Origin of the sequence: Streptomyces sp. MK7, from assembly GCF_032658145.1 — a bacterium.
Classification (GTDB): Bacteria; Actinomycetota; Actinomycetes; order Streptomycetales; family Streptomycetaceae; genus Streptomyces; species Streptomyces spiralis.
This window is the reverse complement of the sequence record NZ_JAVACL010000003.1, coordinates 250,530-272,273: the sequence shown is the minus strand read 5'-3', so window position 1 is coordinate 272,273 and position 21,744 is coordinate 250,530. Positions and strand designations below refer to the sequence as shown.

16 protein-coding genes are annotated in these 21,744 nt (G+C 72.6%); 3 read left to right on the top strand and 13 right to left on the bottom strand.

The window, feature by feature from the left end:
• Positions 1 to 61: 61 nt before the first annotated feature.
• The 6 genes from R2S09_RS05950 to galE form a co-directional block, all read right to left on the bottom strand.
• Positions 62 to 1,132: a hypothetical protein gene (locus R2S09_RS05950; RefSeq protein WP_316740063.1), complete on the bottom strand. Its 1,071-nt coding sequence runs from the start codon at positions 1,130 to 1,132 to the stop codon at positions 62 to 64.
• An 89-nt stretch (positions 1,133 to 1,221) separates the two neighbouring features.
• Entirely contained in the window at positions 1,222 to 1,821 is a 600-nt protein-coding gene (locus tag R2S09_RS05945) for a hypothetical protein (RefSeq protein WP_372337682.1), read from the bottom strand.
• 84 nt (positions 1,822 to 1,905) lie between these two features.
• A complete protein-coding gene (locus tag R2S09_RS05940; RefSeq protein ID WP_316740062.1) occupies positions 1,906 to 3,192 on the bottom strand; it encodes a glutamate-5-semialdehyde dehydrogenase in 1,287 nt (428 codons plus the stop codon).
• A 91-nt stretch (positions 3,193 to 3,283) separates the two neighbouring features.
• Complete coding sequence (locus R2S09_RS40520; RefSeq protein WP_399143923.1) at positions 3,284 to 3,835, bottom strand: hypothetical protein; 552 nt, start codon at positions 3,833 to 3,835, stop codon at positions 3,284 to 3,286.
• 227 nt (positions 3,836 to 4,062) lie between these two features.
• Positions 4,063 to 5,190, bottom strand: coding sequence for a glutamate 5-kinase (gene proB, locus R2S09_RS05930; RefSeq protein WP_306190185.1), 1,128 nt, complete (start codon positions 5,188 to 5,190; stop codon positions 4,063 to 4,065).
• Positions 5,191 to 5,424: 234 nt separating this feature from the next.
• Positions 5,425 to 6,396, bottom strand: coding sequence for a UDP-glucose 4-epimerase GalE (gene galE / locus R2S09_RS05925; RefSeq protein ID WP_316740061.1), 972 nt, complete (start codon positions 6,394 to 6,396; stop codon positions 5,425 to 5,427).
• 328 nt (positions 6,397 to 6,724) lie between these two features.
• Here galE and R2S09_RS05920 point away from each other — a divergent pair, with 328 nt between their 5' ends.
• A complete protein-coding gene (locus R2S09_RS05920) occupies positions 6,725 to 8,968 on the top strand; it encodes a bifunctional glycosyltransferase family 2 protein/CDP-glycerol:glycerophosphate glycerophosphotransferase (RefSeq protein ID WP_316740060.1) in 2,244 nt (747 codons plus the stop codon).
• Positions 8,969 to 9,081: 113 nt separating this feature from the next.
• Here the strand turns inward: R2S09_RS05920 and obgE are convergent, their stop codons facing one another.
• The 6 genes from obgE to R2S09_RS05890 form a co-directional block, all read right to left on the bottom strand.
• The gene (gene obgE, locus R2S09_RS05915; RefSeq protein WP_316740059.1) at positions 9,082 to 10,527 is read right to left on the bottom strand and encodes a GTPase ObgE; all 1,446 of its coding nucleotides are present in this window, start codon (positions 10,525 to 10,527) and stop codon (positions 9,082 to 9,084) included.
• A gap of 135 nt (positions 10,528 to 10,662) precedes the next feature.
• Positions 10,663 to 10,917, bottom strand: coding sequence for a 50S ribosomal protein L27 (gene rpmA / locus R2S09_RS05910; protein ID WP_023550764.1), 255 nt, complete (start codon positions 10,915 to 10,917; stop codon positions 10,663 to 10,665).
• 14 nt (positions 10,918 to 10,931) lie between these two features.
• On the bottom strand, positions 10,932 to 11,252 hold the full coding sequence (gene rplU / locus R2S09_RS05905; protein ID WP_003990208.1) for a 50S ribosomal protein L21: 321 nt from the start codon (positions 11,250 to 11,252) through the stop codon (positions 10,932 to 10,934).
• A 250-nt stretch (positions 11,253 to 11,502) separates the two neighbouring features.
• A complete protein-coding gene (locus R2S09_RS05900; protein WP_316740058.1) occupies positions 11,503 to 15,987 on the bottom strand; it encodes an Rne/Rng family ribonuclease in 4,485 nt (1,494 codons plus the stop codon).
• A 275-nt stretch (positions 15,988 to 16,262) separates the two neighbouring features.
• Positions 16,263 to 17,048 carry a TIGR03936 family radical SAM-associated protein gene (locus R2S09_RS05895; protein WP_306190180.1) on the bottom strand — a complete coding sequence of 262 codons (786 nt, stop codon included), beginning with the start codon at positions 17,046 to 17,048 and terminating at the stop codon, positions 16,263 to 16,265.
• 224 nt (positions 17,049 to 17,272) lie between these two features.
• Complete coding sequence (locus R2S09_RS05890) at positions 17,273 to 18,229, bottom strand: DUF5996 family protein (RefSeq protein ID WP_306190179.1); 957 nt, start codon at positions 18,227 to 18,229, stop codon at positions 17,273 to 17,275.
• Between the two features lie 497 nt (positions 18,230 to 18,726).
• On the opposite strand from R2S09_RS05890, the gene R2S09_RS05885 reads away from it, so the two are divergent.
• A complete protein-coding gene (locus R2S09_RS05885; RefSeq protein ID WP_306190187.1) occupies positions 18,727 to 19,854 on the top strand; it encodes an LLM class flavin-dependent oxidoreductase in 1,128 nt (375 codons plus the stop codon).
• Positions 19,851 to 20,456 carry a CE1759 family FMN reductase gene (locus tag R2S09_RS05880; RefSeq protein WP_316740057.1) on the top strand — a complete coding sequence of 202 codons (606 nt, stop codon included), beginning with the start codon at positions 19,851 to 19,853 and terminating at the stop codon, positions 20,454 to 20,456. The genes R2S09_RS05885 and R2S09_RS05880 overlap by 4 nt, the downstream gene beginning before the upstream one ends.
• 86 nt (positions 20,457 to 20,542) lie before the next feature.
• Here R2S09_RS05880 and R2S09_RS05875 read toward each other — a convergent pair whose 3' ends face one another.
• Positions 20,543 to 21,739: an LCP family protein gene (locus R2S09_RS05875; protein WP_316740056.1), complete on the bottom strand. Its 1,197-nt coding sequence runs from the start codon at positions 21,737 to 21,739 to the stop codon at positions 20,543 to 20,545.
• Positions 21,740 to 21,744: the final 5 nt, after the last annotated feature.

The window sequence follows — 21,744 nt, the reverse complement described above, 5'->3', positions numbered from 1 at the left end:
CCGACGGACCGCCAGGGGGCCGACGGACCAACAGGGGGCCGACGGACCGCCGGGGCCGGCGTCACACCTTCGGCTGGGCGGCGGGGGCCAGGGTGCCGCACAGGGGCGTCGGGCCGCCCGGTGCGTACGGGTCCGTGCCGGAGGGGCCGCCCGGCTTGGCGGTCTGGCCGGCCAGCAGGGGGTGGAAGCGCCCCGCGGAGTCGTCGGTGCAGGACAGCGGTCCGGCCTGGACGGAGGAGGCGACCAGCTGCACCTGGCGCAGCCGCAGGTCGTCGCGGTCGAAGCGGAACTGCAGCTCGCGCCGGACGGTGAACAGCGACACCGCGGCCTTGGCGGCCGAGCCGGCCGGCTTGAGCGCGTAGACCAGGGTGGGGTCCGCCGTGACCTCCAGCGTGGCCGAGTCGGTCTCGACGGCCTGCAGGCTGCCCTGGACGCGGATCGCGGGGTCGGCCAGCTCGGCCCGGGCCGGGTCGAAGCGGACCAGCCAGCCGGTCGCGGCGTGCGCCCCGTCGGCGACGGGGTGGTCGAAGCTCTGGTCGAACTGGTTGAGCTGGTCCGGCGCGAGCAGCGCGCGGACGGTGTTGATCTGGCCGCCGGTGAGCACCGCCGGGTCGAGGGAGGAGGCCACGATGTAGTCCCGTGCGGTGAGCAGGGCGGTGGCGACCTGGCCGTCCGAGAAGTGGGCGGTGCGCCGATGGGCGGGCAGCGGGATGCCCTCGGCACCGACGACGTAGTGGGCGGCGGGGCTGTGCGTGTACAGGTACTCGGGGTCGGCGGACCCGGGGACCTTGCCCTGCGGGACGAGCGGTACGACGGTCGACCGTAGCGGTACGGCGGACGGCTGGAGCTGCGTGGACCGGCTGGGGCTGCGCACGCTCATGTAGACGGCGGTGGCGAAGGCGAGGGCGATCAGCAGGACGAGGGCCAGGGCCTGCCGGGACAGTCCGCGGTGCAGGTGGGGGCGGCGGCGCACGGCGGGCGTGTGGTCGGCCATCCGCTCCCGCGCGGAGTACTCCTGGAGACGGGCAGCCCGGACGAACGACTCGTCGAAGACGACGGATCGGTACTCGTCCTCCGCACCTCCGGGGGCGCCCTCGGGTGTCCCTTCGGGCGGGTCTCCAGGCCCTCCCATATATTCAGGGTAGGTCTCGGCAAGCGCCGGTAAACGCCCTGCTGCGGGCCAACTTCTGACAGGTTCTCACCAAGGCCGGCGCCGGACCGTCAGGGGGTGCGGGGGACTGCGGAGACCGGTGGCGGGGAGGAGTCGGCGGACGCGGAGGGCGCGGCGGCGCTGCCCTGTTCCAGGCCGGTGGAGGCGGGTGACGGCACCTGGTCGCGGCTGCCCGAGGACCCGCCCCGGTAGACCGCCGCGAAGGCCAGCGCGACCATGCCGATGCCCATCACCACGGCGAGCACCCAGGCCACGGGCCGGTGCCAGCGCACCTGCTTGCCGAACGTCCCCGGGCCGCCGTAGCCGCCGTCGAGGAGGTCGGGGTCGTCCAGGTCGTCGAGGTCGCCGTCATGGGCGAACCCGCGCCGGTCGGGGCCGTAGCCGTCGTCGTAGTGCTCGCCTCTCGCGTGCGCGCGGCGGGCCTCGGCCTCGGAGGCCTCGGCTCTCGCCTGGGCCGCGGCCAGGAGGCGCTCGACGGCGGTCGGCTCGTGGAACACGGCCGCCCGTACGAAGGCCTCGTCGAAGACCACGGAGGCGAACTCTTCGTCCGACACCCCGCGGTCGTGGTCGTCGTCGGGCTCCCAGCCGTCAGGGAACGGCGTGCCCCCCACGTCCTCCGGCACGGATCCAGAGTAGACCTGGGGGGTCAATTTGGGCAGACGGTACGGAAATTCATCCGCCTGCTGAGACGCCGTTCCGCCGGGCAATCGCCGGGCAGTCGCCGGGCTCCTCACTCAGCGGCGGATGTGTCCGTCGCCCGTGACGATGTACTTCGTGCTGGTCAGCTCAGGGAGCCCCATCGGGCCGCGGGCGTGCAGCTTCTGTGTGGAGATGCCGATCTCCGCGCCGAAGCCGAACTGTCCGCCGTCGGTGAAGCGGGTGGAGGCGTTCACGGCGACGGTGGTGGAGTCGACCAGCTGGGTGAACCGGCGGGCCGCCTGCTGCGAGGTGGTGACGATCGCCTCGGTGTGCCCGGAGGACCACAGCCGGATGTGCGACACCGCCTTGTCCAGCGAGTCGACGACGGCGGCGGCGATGTCGTACGACAGGTACTCGGTGTCCCAGTCGTCGGGGGTGGCCTCGACGACCGTGGCCCGGGAGTCCTTGGCGTAGGCCATCACCCGCTCGTCGGCGTGCACGGTGACCCCCGCCTCGGCGAGCGCGTCCAGGGCGCGCGGCAGGAACTCGGCGGCGATGTCCTGGTGGACGAGGAGGGTCTCGGCGGCGTTGCAGACGCTGGGCCGCTGCGCCTTGGAGTTGATCAGGATGTCGACGGCCATGTCGAGGTCGGCGTGTGCGTCGACGTAGACGTGGCAGTTGCCGGTGCCGGTCTCGATCACCGGGACGGTCGACTCGTTCACGACCGTCTGGATCAGGGAGGCACCGCCGCGCGGGATCAGCACGTCGACCAGGCCGCGGGCGCGCATCAGCTCGCGCACGCTCTCGCGGCTCTCGCCGGGCACGAGCTGAACGGCGTCGGCGGGCAGCCCGGCCCCGCCGACCGCGTCCCGGATCACCCGGACCAGGGCGGAGTTCGACTCGTAGGCGGAGGCCGAGCCGCGCAGCAGGACCGCGTTGCCGGACTTCAGGCACAGGGCGGCGGCGTCCACGGTGACGTTGGGGCGGGCCTCGTAGATGATGCCGACCACGCCGAGCGGGACGCGGACCTGGCGCAGGTCCAAGCCGTTGGGCAGGGTGGAGCCGCGGACGACCTCGCCGACCGGGTCGGGCAGCGCCACCACGTCGCGCACGTCGGCGGCGATGGCGCGCACCCGCTCCGGGGTCAGTGTGAGCCGGTCGACGATGGCCTCGCTGGTGCCGGCCGCGCGGGCCTTGGCGATGTCCCTGGCGTTGGCCTCGACGATCTCGCTGGTACGGACCTCCAGGGCGTCCGCGATGGCGAGCAGCGCGTCGTCCTTCTCCGCGCGCGGCAGCGGCGCGAGGTCGGCGGCGGCGGCCTTGGCACGGTAGGCGGCCTGGGCGACCGGGGACATCGAGTCGTACGGCGAGAGCGTGGTCATGAGGGCAGGGTAGTGCGGCGCGCAGGCGGAGGCGGGATTTGTCCCGGTACCCGAGACAGGTCCTCGACCCGGCACCGGGGGCAGGCCCTTGTCAGAAGGGGTGCACCCCCACCGGGGTCGCCGGGGGCGGCCCATAGCCCTCGGCGAGGCGCTGGTGGTAGGTGTCGCGGTCGATGACCTCCAGGCCGACGATCTCCCAGGGCGGGAGTTTCGCGCTCTGCCGGTGCTCGCCCCACAGCCGCAGGGCGACGGCCGCGGCGTCGTGCAGGTCGCGGGCCTCCTCCCAGTAACGGATCTCCGCGTGGTCGTCCGCGTAGCGGCTGGTCAGCAGGAAGGGATGGTCGTGCGCGAGCTGCTCCAGGCCGCGCCGCACCTCCCGGAGCGGCGCCCGGGCGCCCGAGACCCGCAGGGTGATGTGCCACAGCCGGGGAAGGCCGGCGGGATCCCCGCTCCCGTCGCGTCGCTCGCCCGGCCGGTGCGCCGGCCCGTCCGGAGCCGCGCCGCGCCCCTCCCGCCCCTCATGCCCGTCGAGCCCCTTGAGGCCATCAAGCCCCTCTAGGCCATCAAACCCCTCTAGCCCATCGAGCTCCTCGAGCCCCGCATGATCCACGCGTTCCTTCTCGTAGCGGTCGCCGGCCGCCACGCTCGTCAGAGCGCGCTTCTCACCGGTCGCACGGGGCGGGGACCCACCGGTACCACCGCGGGACGCCGCCGCCCCAGGGCGCACTCGTCTCACGACGGCCTCCTTTACCCAGTGCTCGTGCGGTTGGTGTCCCTGAGACAAAGTGCAGCAGGCCGCACGGCTCCGTGGGGCGGTTTTGCGGAACGTCCCCCACCTTCAGGCCACGGGCGGCCGGACGTTTCGGCCCATTACGGCTCCAGGAGCACCAGATCGTCCCTGTGTACGACCTCGCGTTCGTACGCCGGTCCGAGTTCGCGGGCGAGTTCCCGGGTGGAGCGGCCGATCAGCCGGGGGATCTCCTTGGCGTCGAAGTTGACGAGCCCGCGGGCCACCGGGTGCCCCCGGCCGTCGCGCAGTTCGACGGGGTCGCCGGCGGTGAACTCGCCCTCGACGGCCGCGATGCCGGCCGGCAGCAGTGACTTGCGGCCCTGGACGATCGCGCGGACCGCTCCGTCGTCGAGGGTGAGCGAGCCCTGCGGGGTGGAGGCGTGCTGGAGCCACAGCAGCCGGTCGGCGGAGCGCTTGCCCGTGGAGTGGAAGTAGGTGCCGGTGTCCCCGCCGGTCAGGGCCTCGGCCGCGTGGACCGCGCTGGTGAGCACCACGGGGATGCCGGCGGCGGCAGCTATCCGGGCCGCCTCGACCTTGGTGACCATGCCGCCGGTGCCGACCCCGGCCTTTCCGGCGCTGCCGATCTCGATGCCCTCGAGGTCGGCCGGCCCGCGCACCTCGGCTATCCGGGAGGTTCCGGGCCTGCTCGGGTCGCCGTCGTAGACGCCGTCCACGTCGGAGAGGAGCACCAGCAGATCGGCGCGGACCAGGTGGGCGACGAGGGCGGCGAGGCGGTCGTTGTCGCCGAAGCGGATCTCGTCGGTGGCGACGGTGTCGTTCTCGTTGACGACCGGGAGGGCACCCATCGCGAGCAGCTTGTCGAGGGTGCGGGAGGCGTTGCGGTGGTGCGCGCGGCGGCTGGTGTCGTCGCCGGTCAGCAGGACCTGGCCGACACGGATGCCGTAGCGGGCGAAGGAGGCGGTGTAGCGGGCCACCAGCAGGCCCTGGCCGACGCTGGCCGCGGCCTGCTGGCGGGCCAGGTCCTTGGGGCGGCGGCGCAGACCGAGCGGGGCGAGCCCGGCGGCGATCGCGCCGGAGGAGACCAGGACGATCTCCTTCTCCTCCGCACCACGGCTCTTGGCCAGGACGTCGACGAGCGCGTCCACCCGGTCGGCGTCCAGACCGCCCGAGGCGGTGGTCAACGACGAGGAACCCACCTTGACGACGATCCTGCGGGCCTCGCGCACGGCCTGCCTTGCCCCTGCCACCTTGTTGCCTGTCCCCTCGCATCGGTCCGGCTGCCTGCCCGGATCCACGTGCCGAATCTACGCGAAGAGGCCGATGCGGTGCTTGTCCGTTTCAGCTGACGGACCGGCGCGGGACGCACCCCACGGCGCCCGGGGCAGCCGGACGCGCGCGGGGCAGCCGGACGCACCCCGGACAAGCCGTCCGCGCGCCGGGCCGTCCGGGCGCCGGGCCGTCCGCACGCCCAGCCGCGCGGCTCAGCCGTGCCGGTGGCGCCACCCCCGCCAGGCGGACTCGATCATCTCGTCCAGGCCGTGGCGGGCCGTCCAGCCCAGTTCGGCGCGGATACGGTCGGCGGAGGCGACGACCCGGGCCGGATCGCCGGGCCGGCGGGCGGTCACCTCGGGCGTGACGTCCTCGTTGCCGGTGACCTTCAGGATGCGGTCCACCATCTCCCGCACCGAACTTCCTTCGCCACGGCCGATGTTGAGGACGAGGGAGGTGCCCTCCGGCGCCTCGGTCAGGCGCCGTGCCGCCGCCAGGTGCGCGGAGGCGATGTCCTGGACGTGGATGTAGTCGCGGACACAGGTGCCGTCGGGCGTGGCGTAGTCGTCGCCGAAGACGCGGGGCGGCCGACCTGCCTCGAGCCGTTCGAACACCATGGGGACGAGGTTGAAAACGCCCGAGTCGGACAGTTCGGGCCTGGCGGCTCCGGCGACGTTGAAGTAGCGCAGGGCGGCGGCCTTCAGGCCGTGGGCCCGGGCGGCGGCGGCGATCAGCCACTCGCCGATCAGCTTGGTCTCGCCGTAGGGGCTCAGGGGGAGGCAGGGCGTGTCCTCGGTGACGAGGGCCACGTCCGGCATGCCGTAGACGGCGGCGGAGGAGGAGAAGACGAGCCGGTCGACCCCGGTGGCGGACATGGCCTCCAGGAGGGTCTGCAGGCCGGTGACGTTCTCCCGGTAGTAGTGGAGGGGCCGCTCCACCGACTCCCCCACCTGCTTCCTGGCCGCGATGTGCACGACACCGACGACGTCGTGGTCACGGATCGCACGCTCCAGCAGAGAGGCGTCCAGCACACTGCCCACGACGAGGGGCACACCCCCGGGCACCCGGTCGGCGCCGCCGGCCGACAGGTCGTCGTACACGACCACGCGCTCGCCGCCCTCGGCCATGGCGTGCGCCACATGGGCACCGATGTACCCGGCGCCGCCGGTGACCAGCCAGCTCATCGTCGTGCCTCCCAGGTCGGTTTCGATGTGAGCACCTTTGTCTATGGCGTACGGAAAATCGAGTCCGGCACATCGGTACAACCACCGTCAAAACCAACACGGTCGGCCGCGAGGGAGTTGTTCCGGCGCCCGGGCAAAAGGTAGTTTCCGCGAGCGCGTCGAGCCTCGGGGCGTCAGCGCTCTTACGGCATCGCACAACGGCGCCCACACCAACTTCAAGTGAATCCTTTACGCTGATGCGGCCAGTACGCTTCGGGTCCGTCGGCAAACGGAGCGCACCGGTCCGGCCCCACACACGCGTGATCAGTTCTCGGAACAGGTTGTAAGGATGCCCAGACTCTCTCTCGTCGTCCCTGTGTACAAGGTTCAGGGCTACCTCGCCGAGTGCATGGACTCGGTCCTGGGGCAGGACTACCGGGACTTCGAGGTCATCGCGGTCGACGACTGCTCGCCGGACGGTTCGGGTGCGATCCTCGACGAGTACGCGGCGCGGGACCCCCGCGTTCATGTGATTCACCTCACGGAAAACGTGGGACTGGGCCGTGCGCGCAATGCCGGAATGGAAAAGGTCACGGGCGATTACGTCCTGTTTCTGGACAGTGACGACACGTTGGCCGACGGAGCTCTGCGGGCGATATCCGAGCGCCTGGACGCCACCGGGGATCCCGAAATACTGATCTTCGACTACGCCCGCACCTATTGGTACGGGCGCGTCAGCCGCAACCAGCGCGCGGACCTGCTGAAGAACGAGGGACCGGACGTGTTCTCCCTCGCCGAGCGGCCCGAGCTGCTGGACCTGCTGCAGATCGTCTGGAACAAGGCCTACCGCCGGGACTTCGTCACCCGCCACGGCCTCACCTTCCCGCCCGGGTACTACGAGGACGCCCCCTGGACGTTCTGCTCCATGATCAGCGCCGAGAGCATCGCGCTGCTCGACATGGTCTGCGTGATGTACCGGCAGCGGCGTGAGGGCGGCAACATCCTCAAGACCGTCTCCCGCAAGCACTTCGACGTCTTCGACCAGTACCGCCGGGTCTTCGACTTCGTCGACGCCCACCCGGAGCTGGACCGCTGGCGGGCGCCGCTGTTCTGCAAGATGGTCGACCACTACCTGACCGTGCTGGAGCGCCCCGAGCGCCTGCCGAACGACGCCCGCGCGGAGTTCTTCCACCGTGCCGCCGCCGACTACCGGGCCCGCCTGCCCAAGGGCTTCCAGCGGCCGACGGACGGCCAGGGCCGCAAGTACGCGATGCTGGAGCGGGACGCCTACGCCGCGATGGCCTCCGCGACGGCCGTGGTAAAGCTGCGTCAGACGGTGCGGACCCGCACCCGCAAGGCGGTCAACCGCTCCAAGCGCAGCGCCATGGGCGTCTTCTACCGGTCGCAGCTGCGTCTGCCGCTGGACGAGAACCTGACGGTGTTCTCGGCCTACTGGGGCCGCAGCGTCTCCTGCAACCCCGCCGCCATCGACGCCGAGCTGGCCCGCCGGGCCCCGCAGATGCGCCGTGTGTGGGCCGTCCGGCCGGACGCGGTGGACCGGGTGCCCCAGGGCGTGGAGTACGTCCCGATCGGCTCCAAGGAGTACTGGGCGGCCGTCGCCCGCGCCAAGTACCTGGTCAACAACGTCAACTACCCCGACACCGTGGTCAAGCGCGAGGGCCAGATCCACGTGCAGACCCACCACGGCACGCCGCTGAAGAGCATGGGCCTGGACCAGCGCAACTACCCCGCTTCGACGAACATGAGCTTCGCCAAGCTCCTCAAGCGCTGCGACCGCTGGGACTTCAGCATCACCTCCAACCGGTTCACCACCGTCATCTGGGAGCGGGTCTACCCCTCCTCGTACGTCTCCCTGGAGACCGGCTACCCGCGCAACGACGCCCTGGTGAACGCCACCGCCGACGACGTGCGCAAGGCCCGCGAGGAGCTGGGTCTGAGCGCGGACAGCACGGTGTTCCTCTACATGCCCACGCACCGCGAGTACCAGAGGGGCTTCGTCCCCCGCCTCGACCTGGAGCGGCTCGCCGAGCGGCTGGGCCCCGACGTCACGCTGCTGGTGCGCGGCCACTACTTCTACGGCGGCTCGGCCCGGCTGGAGACGCTGCAGGCCGCCGGCCGGATCATCGACGCGTCCGAGCACCCGTCGGTGGAGCAGCTGTACCTCGCCGCCGACGCCCTGATCACCGACTACTCGTCGGCGATGTTCGACTACGCCATCCTCGACCGCCCCGTCGTGATCTTCGCCGACGACTGGGAGACGTACTCCATGGTGCGCGGCACGTACTTCGACGTGCTGCGGGAGGGGCCGGGAGCCGTCGCCACGACGCAGGAGGAGCTGACCGAGCTGCTCACCTCGGACCAGTGGCGCGGCCAGGAGGCCGCCGAGGCGCGGGCCCGTTTCCGCCAGCGCTTCTGCGAGTTCGACGACGGCCGTGCGGCCGAGCGGGTCGTGCGCCACGTCTTCCTGGGCGAGCCGCTGGCGGAGCTCCCGGCCGTCGTGCCGCTGGCCGAGCGGATGCCGGTTCCGCCGGCCAGGCCGAGCGCCGACGCGAGCGATCCGGTGTCCGTCTGAGCCACACCGCGTCCCTGTGACGAAGGGGCGGGGGCCAGGTCCTTTCCGGACCTGGCCCCCGCCCCTTCGTCGCGGTGCGAGCCGTCAGAACGGCTTCGTCGCGGTGCGAGCCGTCAGAACGGCTCGAAGTCGTCGTACTCCCGCTCGGACTCGTCGCGTTCGGCCTGGCGGTCGCGGCGGCGCTGCGCGGCCGGGCGTACGCCCTCGAAGCGGTGGTCCTCACCGCGGCGGCCGAGCATCTCCGCGCCCGCCGTCACCGAGGGCTCCCAGTCGAAGACGACCGCGTTGTCCTCGGGGCCGATGGCGACGCCGTCGCCGGTCCGGGCGCCCGCCTTCATCAACTCCTCCTCGACACCGAGGCGGTTCAGCCGGTCGGCGAGGTAGCCGACGGCCTCGTCGTTGTTGAAGTCGGTCTGGCGCACCCAGCGTTCGGGCTTCTCGCCGCGCACCCGGAACAGCGGCTCGCCGCCGACCTCCTCGCGGGTGACCGTGAAGCCGGCGTCGTCGACGGCCTTCGGGCGGATGACGATGCGCGTCGCCTCCTCCTTCGGCCGGGCGGCACGCGCCTTCGCGACCAGGTCGGCGAGCGCGTACGACAGCTCCTTCAGCCCGTTGTGCGCCACCGCCGAGACCTCGAAGACCCGGTAGCCGCGCGCCTCGAGGTCGGGCCGGACCATCTCGGCGAGATCCCTGCCGTCGGGCACGTCGATCTTGTTCAGGACGACGATGCGGGGACGGTTGTCGAGGCCGCCGTACTGCCGGAGCTCCTCCTCGATGACGTCGAGGTCGGAGACCGGGTCGCGGTCGGACTCCAGGGTCGCGGTGTCCAGGACGTGGACGAGGACGCTGCACCGCTCCACGTGCCTGAGGAACTCGAGGCCCAGACCCTTGCCCCGGCTCGCACCCGGGATCAGGCCCGGCACGTCGGCGATGGTGTAGACGGTCGAACCGGCCGTGACCACGCCCAGGTTCGGGACGAGGGTGGTGAACGGGTAGTCCGCGATCTTCGGCTTGGCGGCGCTGAGCACGGAGATCAGCGAGGACTTGCCGGCGCTCGGATAGCCGACCAGCGCCACGTCGGCGACGGTCTTCAGCTCCAGGACGATGTCCCCGAGGTCACCGGGCTCGCCGAGCAGCGCGAAGCCGGGCGCCTTGCGCCGGGCCGAGGCCAGTGCCGCGTTGCCGAGGCCGCCCCGGCCGCCCTGTGCGGCGACGTACGAGGTGCCGTGGCCGACCAGGTCGGCGAGCACGTTGCCCGCCTTGTCCAGGACGACCGTGCCGTCCGGCACCGGCAGCACGAGGTCGTCGCCGTCCTTGCCGGAGCGGTTGCCGCCCTCGCCGGGCTTGCCGTTGGTGGCCTTGCGGTGCGGGGAGTGGTGGTAGTCGAGCAGCGTGGTGACCGACTGGTCGACGGTCAGGATCACGTCGCCGCCGCGGCCGCCGTTGCCGCCGTCCGGGCCGCCCAGCGGCTTGAACTTCTCGCGGTGCACGGAGGCACAGCCGTGGCCCCCGTTACCCGCGGCGACATGCAGTTCGACGCGGTCCACGAAGGTGGTCATGTTCAGTGCCTCCAGAAAGTACGGGTGTTTCTCACTCAACACGCGAAAGGCGGACCCGCCTTCCCGACCGGGAAGTGAGGTCCGCCTCGCGAAAGCGTTCGGTGCTGAAGCAGCCCGATCGGACGATCAGGTGGTTCAGGCGACCGGAACGATGTTCACGACCTTGCGGCCGCGGTGGGTACCGAACTCCACCGCACCGGCCTGCAGGGCGAACAGCGTGTCGTCGCCGCCACGGCCGACGCCCGCGCCCGGGTGGAAGTGGGTGCCGCGCTGGCGGACCAGGATCTCACCCGCGTTGACGACCTGACCGCCGAAGCGCTTCACGCCGAGCCGCTGGGCGTTGGAGTCGCGACCGTTCCGGGTGGACGATGCGCCCTTCTTGTGTGCCATCTGTTCTCAGTCCCTTACTTCGCAGCCGTGGGGATCTCAGTGACCTTGATCGCCGTGTACTGCTGGCGGTGGCCCTGGCGACGGCGGTAACCGGTCTTGTTCTTGTAGCGCAGAATGTCGATCTTCTGGCCCTTGTGGTGGTCCACGACCTCGGCCTGGACCTTGATGCCGGCCAGCACCCACGGGTCGCTGGTCACGGCGTCGCCGTCGACAACGAGCAGGGTCGAGAGCTCGACCGTGTCGCCAACCTTGGCAGTGGAAATCTTGTCAACCTCGACGATGTCGCCGACAGCAACCTTGTGCTGGCGACCGCCGCTGCGCACGATGGCGTACACGCGGATCTCACTCTCTCGCTCGGGAAACGGCACCCCCGCAGGCCAGCCGCCCGGCACAGCGGACGACCTCTCCCGGCCAACCCAGTGCCCGGGAGGAAAAGGTTTACGGGGATGTGGCGTGCTCAGTGGACACGCCGACGGTCTAGGTTACGGGGCCTGCCCGGCAGGGGTCAAACCGGCCGTCCCGGACGGCGTGGCCCCGCCCGCAGGGGGCAGGGCCACACCACGCCGGTGACCAGGCCGGCCCGGATCAGCCCTCGTCGGTCGAGGCCGAGACGGACGGCAGCGACTGCTGCGCCGCCGCGGTCTTCTTCGACGCCGACTTCTTCGCGGCCGTCGTCTTGGCCGCCGTCTTCTTCGTGGCCGCCGTCTTCTTCGTGGCGGCCTTCTTCGCCGTCGCCTTCTTGGCGGCGGTCTTCGTGGCGGCCGTCTTCTTCGTGGCGGCCTTCTTCGCCGTGGCCTTCTTGGCGGCCTTGCGGGCCGTCTTCTTGGCCGCGGCGGCCTCCTCGGCCGGCTCCGCGCCCTCGGCCGCCGGTTCGGCTGCCTCGGCGGCGGGTGCCTCGGGGGCCTCGGCGGACTCCTCCTGAGCCGGGGCCGACGGGACGACCACGACGGCCGTCTCCTCGGACGCGGTCGGCGCGGTGGCCTTGCGCACGGCGCGACGGCGCGGACGGGCCGGGGCGGCCGGCTCGGCGGCCTGCTCGGCCTGCTCCGCCACCGGAGCCTCGGCCTCCGGGGCCGCCTCCGCCGGGGCGGCGGGCTGCGCCTCGGGTGCCGTCGGTGCGGCCTCCGGCACCGTCACCACGGCCGCCTCGGCGCCCGCGGGGGGACCGGCCGGCGCCGACACCTTGCGGGTCGCGCGACGGCGCGTACGGCCCTTGGGCGCGGCCTCCTCGGCGGCCGGTGCCTCGGCCGCCGCGGCGGCCCGGACGACCGGGTCCTCGACGGCCGCGGGCTCGGCCTTCGCCTCGGCGGCCGGCTCCGGACGCACCGGGCGCTCGGCCTCCTGCGCGGCGGTGACGTCCTGGGCCGTGGGCGCCTGGGCGGCCGAGCGGCCACCGTCGGCCATCGCCTTCGGCGCGCCCGCGGGAGCGGACGCCCGGCGGCTCGCCCGGCGCCGGCCACGGCCGCGACCCGCCGCGGCCTCCGCCTCGGCGACGCTGCTGTACAGCTCCTCGTCCGGGGCGATCTCCGGCGCGGGCAGCGCCACCGGCTCGGCGGCCTCGGCGGCGACCTCGGCCTCGGCCTCCGCCTCCTCCTCGGCGGTCGGGACGGCGATCTCCGTGGCGGCGGCCACGGCCTCGTGCTCGTGCGGCTGCTCGGCACCGGCACGGGCGCGCTTGCGGCGCTTGCCGGCCCCTGCGCCCGCGGCGGCGGCCTGGTCCAGGTGGACGATGACACCGCGGCCGTTGCAGTGGACACAGGTCTCGGAGAAGGACTCCAGCAGACCCTGGCCGACCCGCTTGCGGGTCATCTGCACCAGGCCCAGCGAGGTCACCTCGGCCACCTGGTGCTTCGTACGGTCGCGGCCCAGGCACTCCAGCAGACGGCGCAGCACCAGATCGCGGTTGGACTCCAGGACCATGTCGATGAAGTCGATCACGATGATGCCGCCGAGGTCGCGCAGCCGCAGCTGGCGCACGATCTCCTCGGCCGCCTCCAGGTTGTTCCTGGTGACCGTCTCCTCCAGGTTGCCGCCCTGGCCGGTGAACTTGCCGGTGTTGACGTCGATGACGACCATCGCCTCGGTCCGGTCGATCACCAGCGAACCGCCGCTGGGCAGCCAGACCTTGCGGTCCAGCGCCTTGGCGAGCTGCTCGTCGATCCGGTACGTGGCGAAGACGTCGACCTCGCTGGTCCAGCGCGACAGACGCGGGGCGAGGTCCGGCGCGACGTGCGAGACATAGCCGTGGACGGTGTCCCAGGCCTCGTCACCGCTGACGATGACCTTGGAGAAGTCCTCGTTGAAGATGTCGCGCACGACCCGGACGGTCATGTCCGGCTCGCCGTACAGCAGCGACGGCGCGCTGGAGCCGTTCTTGGCCTTCTTCTGGATGTCCTCCCACTGCGCCTGGAGCCGCTCGACGTCCCGGCGCAGCTCGTCCTCGCTCGCGCCCTCGGCGGCGGTGCGCACGATGACGCCCGCGTCCTCGGGGACGATCTTCTTGAGGATGGTCTTCAGCCGGGCCCGCTCGGTGTCGGGCAGCTTGCGGCTGATGCCGGTCATCGAGCCCTCGGGCACGTACACGAGGTAGCGGCCCGGGAGGGAGACCTGGCTGGTCAGGCGGGCGCCCTTGTGGCCGATCGGGTCCTTGGTGACCTGCACCAGGACCGACTGGCCGGACTTCAGGGCGGACTCGATCCGGCGCGGCCCGTTGGCCATGCCGAGCGCCTCGAAGTTGACCTCGCCGGCGTACAGGACGGCGTTGCGGCCCTTGCCGATGTCGATGAAGGCGGCCTCCATCGACGGCAGCACGTTCTGCACCTTGCCGAGGTAGACGTTGCCGACGTACGAGCTGGACTGCTCCTTGTTGACGTAGTGCTCGACGAGCACGCCGTCCTCCAGGACGCCGATCTGCGTACGGTCGCCGTTCTGCCGGACGACCATGACGCGCTCGACGGCCTCGCGCCGGGCCAGGAACTCGGCCTCGGTGATGATGGGGACGCGGCGGCGGCCCTGCTCGCGGCCCTCGCGGCGGCGCTGCTTCTTGGCCTCCAGCCGGGTCGAGCCCTTGATGGACTGCACCTCGTCGGAGGGGTGCTCGTCCTTCTCCTTCTTGCGCGGCTCACGGACCTTGACGACGGTGCGCTCGGGGTCGTCGGCGGACGGCTCGCTGTCCGTGCCGGTGTCACCGGCCCGACGACGGCGGCGGCGACGGCGGCGGCTGCTGGTGCTGGCGCCGGTGCCCGCGGGCTCCTCGTCCTCGGCGCCCTCCTCGGCCGCCTCCTCGATGTCTTCCTCGATCTGCTCGGCGGTGTCCTCGGCGTCCTGAGCGGCCTGGGCAGTGGCGAGTTCGGCGCTCTCCTCCGCGTCCTCCTCGCCGCCGGCCTCCGCGGCCTCGCCCCGGCGGCGGCGACGGCCTCCGCGGCGACGGCGGCGCCGGGAACCGGTCTCCTCGCCCTCTTCCTCGGCGGCCTCCTCGGCCGACTCGGGCTCCGGCTCCTCGGCCTCCTCCTCGGCGGGGGCCGCGGCCTCGGCCTCGGGCTCCTCGCCGTAGCCGGCACCCCGGCGACGGCGACGGCGGCGCGTGCCGGCCTGTTCGGCCCGCTCCTCCGGGAACTCCTCCGTCTCCTCGCTCTCCTCCGCCTCGGCGGCCTCGGCGGCCGCTTCGGCGGCGGCCCGCTGCGGGGTCTGGAACTTCGGCTCGGTGAAGACGGGCGGCTGGAAGACGGCTACGGCCGGCCGCGCCGGACGGCGCGTTGCCTCGTCCTCGGCGGCCGGGGCCTGCGCGCCGGCGGGCTGCGGCGCGGGCGCGGCGAACCCGGTCGCGGCACGCCGCACGGCCCGGCGCCGTCCGCGCCGCGGCGCGGACTCCTCGGCGGGGGCCTCGGCGACGGGGGCCTGCGGAGCCTCGGCGGGCTTGGTCTCAGCGACCTCAGCGGTCTCAGGAGCCTCGGCAGCGGCGGGGGCGGCGGCCGGCGCCGCCGTCTCGCTCACCTCGCCCTCGGGGGCACCGGCGGGCGTCGACACGCGGCGCGTGGCACGACGGCGGGTGCGCCGCGGCGCGGCTTCCTCCGCCTCTTCGGCGGCCGGAGCGGCAGGCGCGGCAGCGACGGGCTCCTGTTCGGTGGTCTCGGCGGCGGGGGCCTTCGGGGCCTCGGCCACCGCCTCGGCCGTCTCGGCGCCCTCGGGCGCGGACACGCGGCGCGTGGCACGACGGCGCGCCCGGCGCGGAGCCGCCTCCTCCTCGACGGCCTCGGCCGTCTCGGCGGCGGGCGTCTCCGTGGCGGCGATCTCCACCGGTGCGGCGGCCTCGGCGGGCTGCGGCGCACCGGCCGGCGCGGAGGCGCGGCGACGGGTACGACGGGCAGGCGCGGCCGCCTCCGCGGGCGCTTCGACAGCCGCAGGCTCAGCCTGAACAGCCGCCTCGGCAGCCTCAGCGGTCTCTGCGGGCTCTGCGGTCGCGGCGGGCTGCGGCGCACCGGCGGGCGCGGAAGCGCGGCGACGGGTACGACGGGCGGGCGCGGACGCCTCAGCGGGCGCCTCCGCAGCAGCCGGCTCCGCCTGGACGGCCGTTTCGGCGGGCACGACGGTCTCGGCAGCCCCGGTGGACACCTCGGCCCCGGTGGGCGCGGAGACGGTGCGCGTGGCGCGGCGGCGGGTACGCCGAGGCGCGGCGGCCTCGCCGACCTCCACGGTTCCGCCGGACGTCTCGGCGGCCTCGGCGGCGGGTGTCGCGGCGGCAGCGGTCACCGGCACGACGGTCTCGGCGGCGGCGTCCGCCGCGGCGGCCTTGGGCGCCCCGGACGGTGCGGAGGCCCGGCGGCGCGTACGACGCGCGGGCGCGGGCTCGGCAACGGCCTCGACGGCCCCTTCGGCCGCGACGGCCTCCGCGGTCTCGGCGGGCGGTATGGCCGGCGTGGTGACCTCGGCCGACGCCTCGGGGGCGGCGGCGGTGCCGGCGGGCGGACCCGCCGGCCGGGAGGCGGCACGGCGCCGACGACGCGGCGGCAGGGTGTCGCTGGGGGTGTTCAGTTCTTCGGAACCCTGGGCGGGTTCGTTCGGTCCGAGCATGCGGGCGTATCTCCCGTCAGGCTCCCGGGCGCCGCGCTGGTCCGGTGTCGATCACATCGATCGAACGCCGTTGACGTCCGCGGCCACGCGGTTGCGCGATGGCCGCCGTCCGGGGCGCGGGCGCCGCACGGGAGCTCTCTGTGTCCTGTCTCGCCGGTTCCGTACGCCTTGTCGCGTACGGCCTGGCGAAAGTCTTCTGGTCGGTGCGCTGCCCGACCCAGGTGGCTCCCGAGTACGAGGGCGGCGCTTCGACGTCCGTCCCTGCGGAACCTTCCCTAAGCCGGCGCCTTCGCGGCGGCAGCGTCGGCGCCCCCTACTGAAACGGCCGGGGCGGCCGGGTCTGCCTCGCGGTCGGGCGCGAGCGGGTCGGTCACCGTGCCGGTCTCTTCATCGAGCAGCCCCTGCGCCAGCCTGGTCACCGCTGCGGGGACCGGCGGCGCCAGGTCGGCCACGGCGCGGAGACCGGACAGGACGTCGTCGGGTCGTACGGCAGGCGTCACGTGCCGAACAACCAGCCGCAGTATCGCACAGGGCTGGTCGGTCGGCCTATCAGCCGCCGGACGATGCGTTTCCACGCTCTGGAGGCTCACGACCGCGGGGCGGGCGTCGAAGGTGCGCATGCCGTTCTTGGTCAGGCGCTGTACTTCGACACTCCCGGCGCCGTTGAAGGCCGCGACCGCGCGGTCGGCCTCGGCCGGGTCCACGCCGTTCAGCCGCAGCTCCCACACGGAAGCCTCCAGCCGGTCGGCGAGTCCCGGCGTACGGACCTCGACCGCCTCGACGATGTCCAGCCCGGCGGGCATCGACTCGTCGAGGAGGACACGCAGCCGCTCCGGGTCGCGGGACGCGGTGAGCGCGATCTCCAGGTACTCCGCCTCACTGCCCGTGCCGGTGGGTGCGGCATTGGCGTAGGAGACCTTCGGGTGCGGCGTGAACCCGGCCGAGTACGCCATCGGCACCTCGGCACGGCGCAGCGCACGCTCGAAGGCGCGCTGGAAGTCACGGTGGCTGGTGAACCGGAGGCGGCCGCGCTTGGTGTAGCGCAGTCGAATGCGCTGCACCGCGGGTGCGGGCGGCGGGCCTTCGGGCTGTCGCTTGCCCAGTGGAACTTCTCCTTGTGTACGGCGGACGTCCCATGGCGCCTCCCCGCGTCGGCGGGGACCTGTGGCGCCTGGTCCTTTCTCTAGAGTACGTGCTCCGCGGCCCGCCGGTTCCCGGCCGCCCGGCCGGACGGACAGCTCTGGGGCTCCGCCGTCCTCCTGACGGATACCGGGAGACCGGCGGTTCAGCCGTGCAGCTGCTGGAGGGTCGAGGCCGGTGTCCTGCTCGCGTACCAGCCGTCGACGCGCGGGCCGACGAGATCGGCGGGCCAGCCCGCCGTCTCGACCGCTGCCTGGTAGACGGCGTCCCCGAAGGCCACGATCGTCTGATGCGGGTCCTTGGTCTGCCGCAGCACCTCCCACGGCAGCAGCACCAGACCGGCGTCCGCGTTCCAAGCCGCGCCCTCCACGCCCCAGGACCGGCCCTCCAGACCGTCCGGCTGCGGCCAGATGTAGGCGTACATGCCGATGCTCGGCCTGTCGGGAAGGTTCTTGAACGAGAAGCCCACCGAGACATACTCGTTGAGCTGGGCGTTCTGCATGAACGTCGGCGCGTTCCGCGGCGGAGCGGTGGGCTGTGGCCGGTGGCGTGTGGCGGACAGGTCGAACCCGCCCCACATCACACCGACCCGGGGACGGTGCCCCAGGAAGGGCGCCTGCCAGGACTCCAGTCCGCCGGCGGCGAGGTTCTCGGCCCGCCACATCAGCCGGGCGGCGTGCGGGTCCCACGTGCGTTCGGCGTGATCGTCCTCGAAGGTCGCCGGGGCGCCCGGGATCTCGCAGATCAGCGATGTTCGGGGCCGGGGGATGCCGAGTTCGGCGGCGGCCTCGCAGAACGCCCTGTAGAACGAGGCGACCGACTCGCCGGACAACGGCACCCGCCGCTCGTCCCGGTCCGTCTCGATGACGACGTCACCGTCGAGCAGACGGTAGTGGACGGTGAAGGTCACGTCCTGGTGCCGGAACGTCGGTGTGCCCAGTCCCCGGGGCGTGACGTCGAGGACGATGTTGCCCCAGCCCGTTTCGAAGGGGTCGTCCAGGGTGTATTTGCCCGCGACCTGCACGATGCGGTTCACGTAGTCGACCATGGGCGCCAGTTCCGCGTGGTCGAGCTCCGGCCACGCGTCGAGACGTTCGCTCACGGGGAGCCTCCCGGCGTGTCGAGGGGAGTGCGATCCCGCCCCATTTTCCCACGCCGGCCGGTGCCGTGCCTGCTCGGCGCCCGTGCGTCGTACCTGCTCGGCAGCGGTGCGTCCGGCCTGCCCGGCGGTGGTGCGTCCGGCCTGCCCGGCGGTGGTGCGTGCGGCCTTCTCGCGCCCGCGGAGGCATCTTCTGCCGGATCGCGCGCGGCGTGACACGATGACGAGGTGAGGCCGGGGGCGCCCCCGGTCCGCGACTCTGCCCAGTGACCGGGCGTACCCCGCGCAAACGGTGCGACGACGATCGCACCGGGGACCCGCCGGCACGAACTCCCCGGTGAGCGAGGCGACGACGGCCCGTCGCGCAGGACCGACCGCACCAGGTCGGGTACGACTGCCCCGGCGAGGGAGGCCAGGAGGAACTCAGCATGGCGTCGTCCGAAACGACCGGCACGGAGCCGTACGACACGACGGCTGCGCAGCCGTCCGAGGCGAGCGGGATGCAGTTCGGCATCTTCACCGTCGGTGATGTCACCACCGACCCCACGACGGGCCGGACGCCCACCGAGGCCGAACGCATCCAGGCCACCGTCGCCATCGCGCGCAAGGCCGAGGAGGTCGGCCTGGACGTCTTCGCCACCGGCGAGCACCACAACCCGCCCTTCGTGCCGTCCTCGCCGACCACCCTGCTCGCCTACATCGCCGCCCAGACCCGGCGGATCGTCCTGTCGACCTCGACCACGCTGATCACCACCAACGACCCGGTCAAGATCGCCGAGGACTTCAGCGTGCTCCAGCACCTGTCCGGGGGGCGTACGGACATCATGCTCGGACGCGGCAACACCGGCCCGGTCTACCCCTGGTTCGGGCAGGACATCCGCGACGCCCTGCCGCTGACCGTCGAGCACTACGGACTGCTGCGCCGGTTGTGGCGCGAGGAGGTCGTCGACTGGGAGGGCAAGCTGCGCAGCGCGCTGCAGGGTTTCACGCTCGCTCCGCGCCCCCTGGACGACGTACCGCCCTTCGTGTGGCACGCCTCCATCCGCACGCCCGAAGTGGCGGAGCTGGCCGCCTACTACGGGGACGGGTTCTTCGCCAACCACATCTTCTGGCCCGCCTCCCACACACGGCAGCTGGTGAGCCTGTACCGCCGGCGTTTCGCCCACTACGGCCACGGCACCCCGCAGCAGGCGATCGTCGGCCTCGGTGGCCAGGTGTTCATGCGCCCCAACAGCCAGGACGCCATGGCCGAGTTCCGCCCCTACTTCGACAACGCACCCGTCTACGGACACGGCCCCTCGCTGGAGGAGTTCACGGAGCTGACCCCGCTGACGGTGGGTTCACCGGCGCAGGTCATCGAGAAGACGCTCGGCTTCCGCGAGTACGCCGGCGACTACCAGCGCCAGTTGTTCCTCATGGACCACGCCGGCCTGCCGGTGAAGACGGTGCTGGAGCAACTCGACCTGCTCGGCGAAGAGGTGGTGCCGGTGCTGCGCAAGGAGTTCGCCGTCGGCAGACCGGCCGACGTCCCGGCCGCGCCGACCCACCGATCGCTGCTGCGCGACCGCGAACGTGCCGAGGCGGAGCAGTCCACCGGTGACAGCGACGAGAACCCGGAGACCCCATGAAAATCACGATCATCACCGGCGGACTCCGCGAGCCGTCCTCGACGCGGCTCCTCGCGGACCGGCTCGCGGCCGCCGTGACCCGGGAACTCGAGGAACTCGGCGAACCGGTGGAGACGGCCTTCGTGGAGCTGCGTCCCCTCGCGCACCCCATCATGGACGCGATGCTGACGGGGTTCACCGGGGAGGCGCTGGAGTCGGCGTTCGCGAAGGTCGCCGAGGCGGACGGTGTCATCGCCGTCACGCCCGCCTTCAACGCCTCCTTCAGCGGACTGTTCAAGTCCTTCTTCGACGTGATGCCGGAGCACACCCTGTCGGACATGCCCGTCCTCATCGGCGCGACCGGCGGCACCGAGCGGCACTCCCTGGTGCTGGAACACGCGCTGCGGCCGATGTTCTCGTACCTGCACGCGATCGTCTCCCCCCGGCCCGTCTACGCCGCCACCAGCGACTTCGGCACCCAGACAGGATCGGCCCTGGGTGAGCGCATCTTGGCGGCCGTAGCCGACTTCGCCCGCCTGCTGCGCGCGTGCGGACCGCGCGCCCGCCGCGAGATCGTCGACGAGGACCTCGCCGCCATGCAACGCCTGCTGGGCGGCACCTGACCGGCGGCGGCAGGAGCTTCTTGCCGGTGGGGCCGGTGCGGAGCCGGAAGCCGTCGGCGAAGCCCGGCAGATGCGCGGCGCGGGGCTCATCCGCCGGCCGGCTGGTTCTTCGCCGCGACGGTCACCGGCCGGTCGTTCCTCAGTTCGGTGAACAACTCCTTCGACTTCACCGCGTCCCACTTCACGGCGCTGCCCTGCGACGTGCTGATCCCCACGTCGGCCACGGGGACGTTGAGCTGCCTGCCGGCTCCGGAGGAGACACTCCTCATCGCCTCGAACAGCGAGGCAAGGGTGCGCAGTCGCGTGTCCTTGTCCACCACCAGGGTGTTCAGCGCCGCGTCCAGCAGGGGATAGGTCCGGAACGGATTGAGCGCCGTGCCCGGTGCGGCCGCCTTGTGGGCGAGCGCGGCGAGGAACTTCTGCTGGTTTCTGCTGCGCCCCAGGTCGCCCTGGGCCTCCTGATGCCGCTGGCGGACGAACGCGAGTGCCTGGGCGCCGTCCAGGGTGTGGCAGCCCTTCGTCAGGTCCAGCCCCGACTTCTCGTCCTTGATGCTCCGGTCCACGCACATGCCCACGCCGCCGACGGCGTTCACGACACCGACGAAGCCGCCGAAGCCGATCTCCGCGTAGTGGTCGACACGGACGCCCGTGTTGAGCTCGATGGTCCGCACCAGCAGCCGCGCGCCGCCCAGGGAGTAGGCCGCGTTCAGCTTGTTCTTCGCCGGGCGGTGCCGCTTTCCGGTGTCGGGGTCGAGGTACGACGGGAGGGTCACCCACGAGTCGCGCGGCAGGCTCACCAACGTGGTGCCGTGGACACCGGTGTGCAGGAGCATCATCGAGTCGGTACGGCCGCCACCGCCACCGCCGGCGTGCAGATCCCTCCTGGCCTGCTCGGACAGGCCGTCACGGCTGTCGGAGCCCACGATGAGGTACGTGGTGCCCTTCCCCGGCGGCGGACGGTCCCCGACCTCGCCGAGGTCGACGGCCCGGTTGAGCTCGAAGTCGGCCCAGGCGTATGTGCCGCCGCCGGCCAGGAGCAGCACGCAGAGCAGCAGCACCAGCAGGCGCGCGACACGACGGCGCCGGCTGGGGCGCACCCAGGGGGCGCGCGTGCTGCTGGTGTGGCCACCGCCGTTCCGCCCGTTGGAGGGGGGCCGGGCGGTTTCCCCGTACGGGCCCGGGCCGTGATTCCCGTACGGCCGTGTCTCCTCCGTCTGCGCGACGACGTGCCCCGTGATCACCCGGGGTGCCTGTGTCTCCTCGTACCCGTTCCAGTCGCTCATGGATT

Bases quoted from the DNA above. Each gene is read 5' to 3' on its own strand.
- R2S09_RS05950 (WP_316740063.1), bottom strand. From the start codon at position 1,132: ATGGGAGGGCCTGGAGACCCGCCCGAAGGGACACCCGAGGGCGCCCCC.
- R2S09_RS05940 (WP_316740062.1), bottom strand. From the start codon at position 3,192: ATGACCACGCTCTCGCCGTACGACTCGATGTCCCCGGTCGCCCAGGCC.
- galE (WP_316740061.1), bottom strand. From the start codon at position 6,396: ATGAGCTGGCTGGTCACCGGCGGCGCCGGGTACATCGGTGCCCATGTG.
- R2S09_RS05920 (WP_316740060.1), top strand. From the start codon at position 6,725: ATGCCCAGACTCTCTCTCGTCGTCCCTGTGTACAAGGTTCAGGGCTAC.
- obgE (WP_316740059.1), bottom strand. From the start codon at position 10,527: ATGACCACCTTCGTGGACCGCGTCGAACTGCATGTCGCCGCGGGTAAC.
- rpmA (WP_023550764.1), bottom strand. From the start codon at position 10,917: ATGGCACACAAGAAGGGCGCATCGTCCACCCGGAACGGTCGCGACTCC.
- R2S09_RS05900 (WP_316740058.1), bottom strand. From the start codon at position 15,987: ATGCTCGGACCGAACGAACCCGCCCAGGGTTCCGAAGAACTGAACACC.
- R2S09_RS05885 (WP_306190187.1), top strand. From the start codon at position 18,727: ATGCAGTTCGGCATCTTCACCGTCGGTGATGTCACCACCGACCCCACG.
- R2S09_RS05880 (WP_316740057.1), top strand. From the start codon at position 19,851: ATGAAAATCACGATCATCACCGGCGGACTCCGCGAGCCGTCCTCGACG.
- R2S09_RS05875 (WP_316740056.1), bottom strand. From the start codon at position 21,739: ATGAGCGACTGGAACGGGTACGAGGAGACACAGGCACCCCGGGTGATC.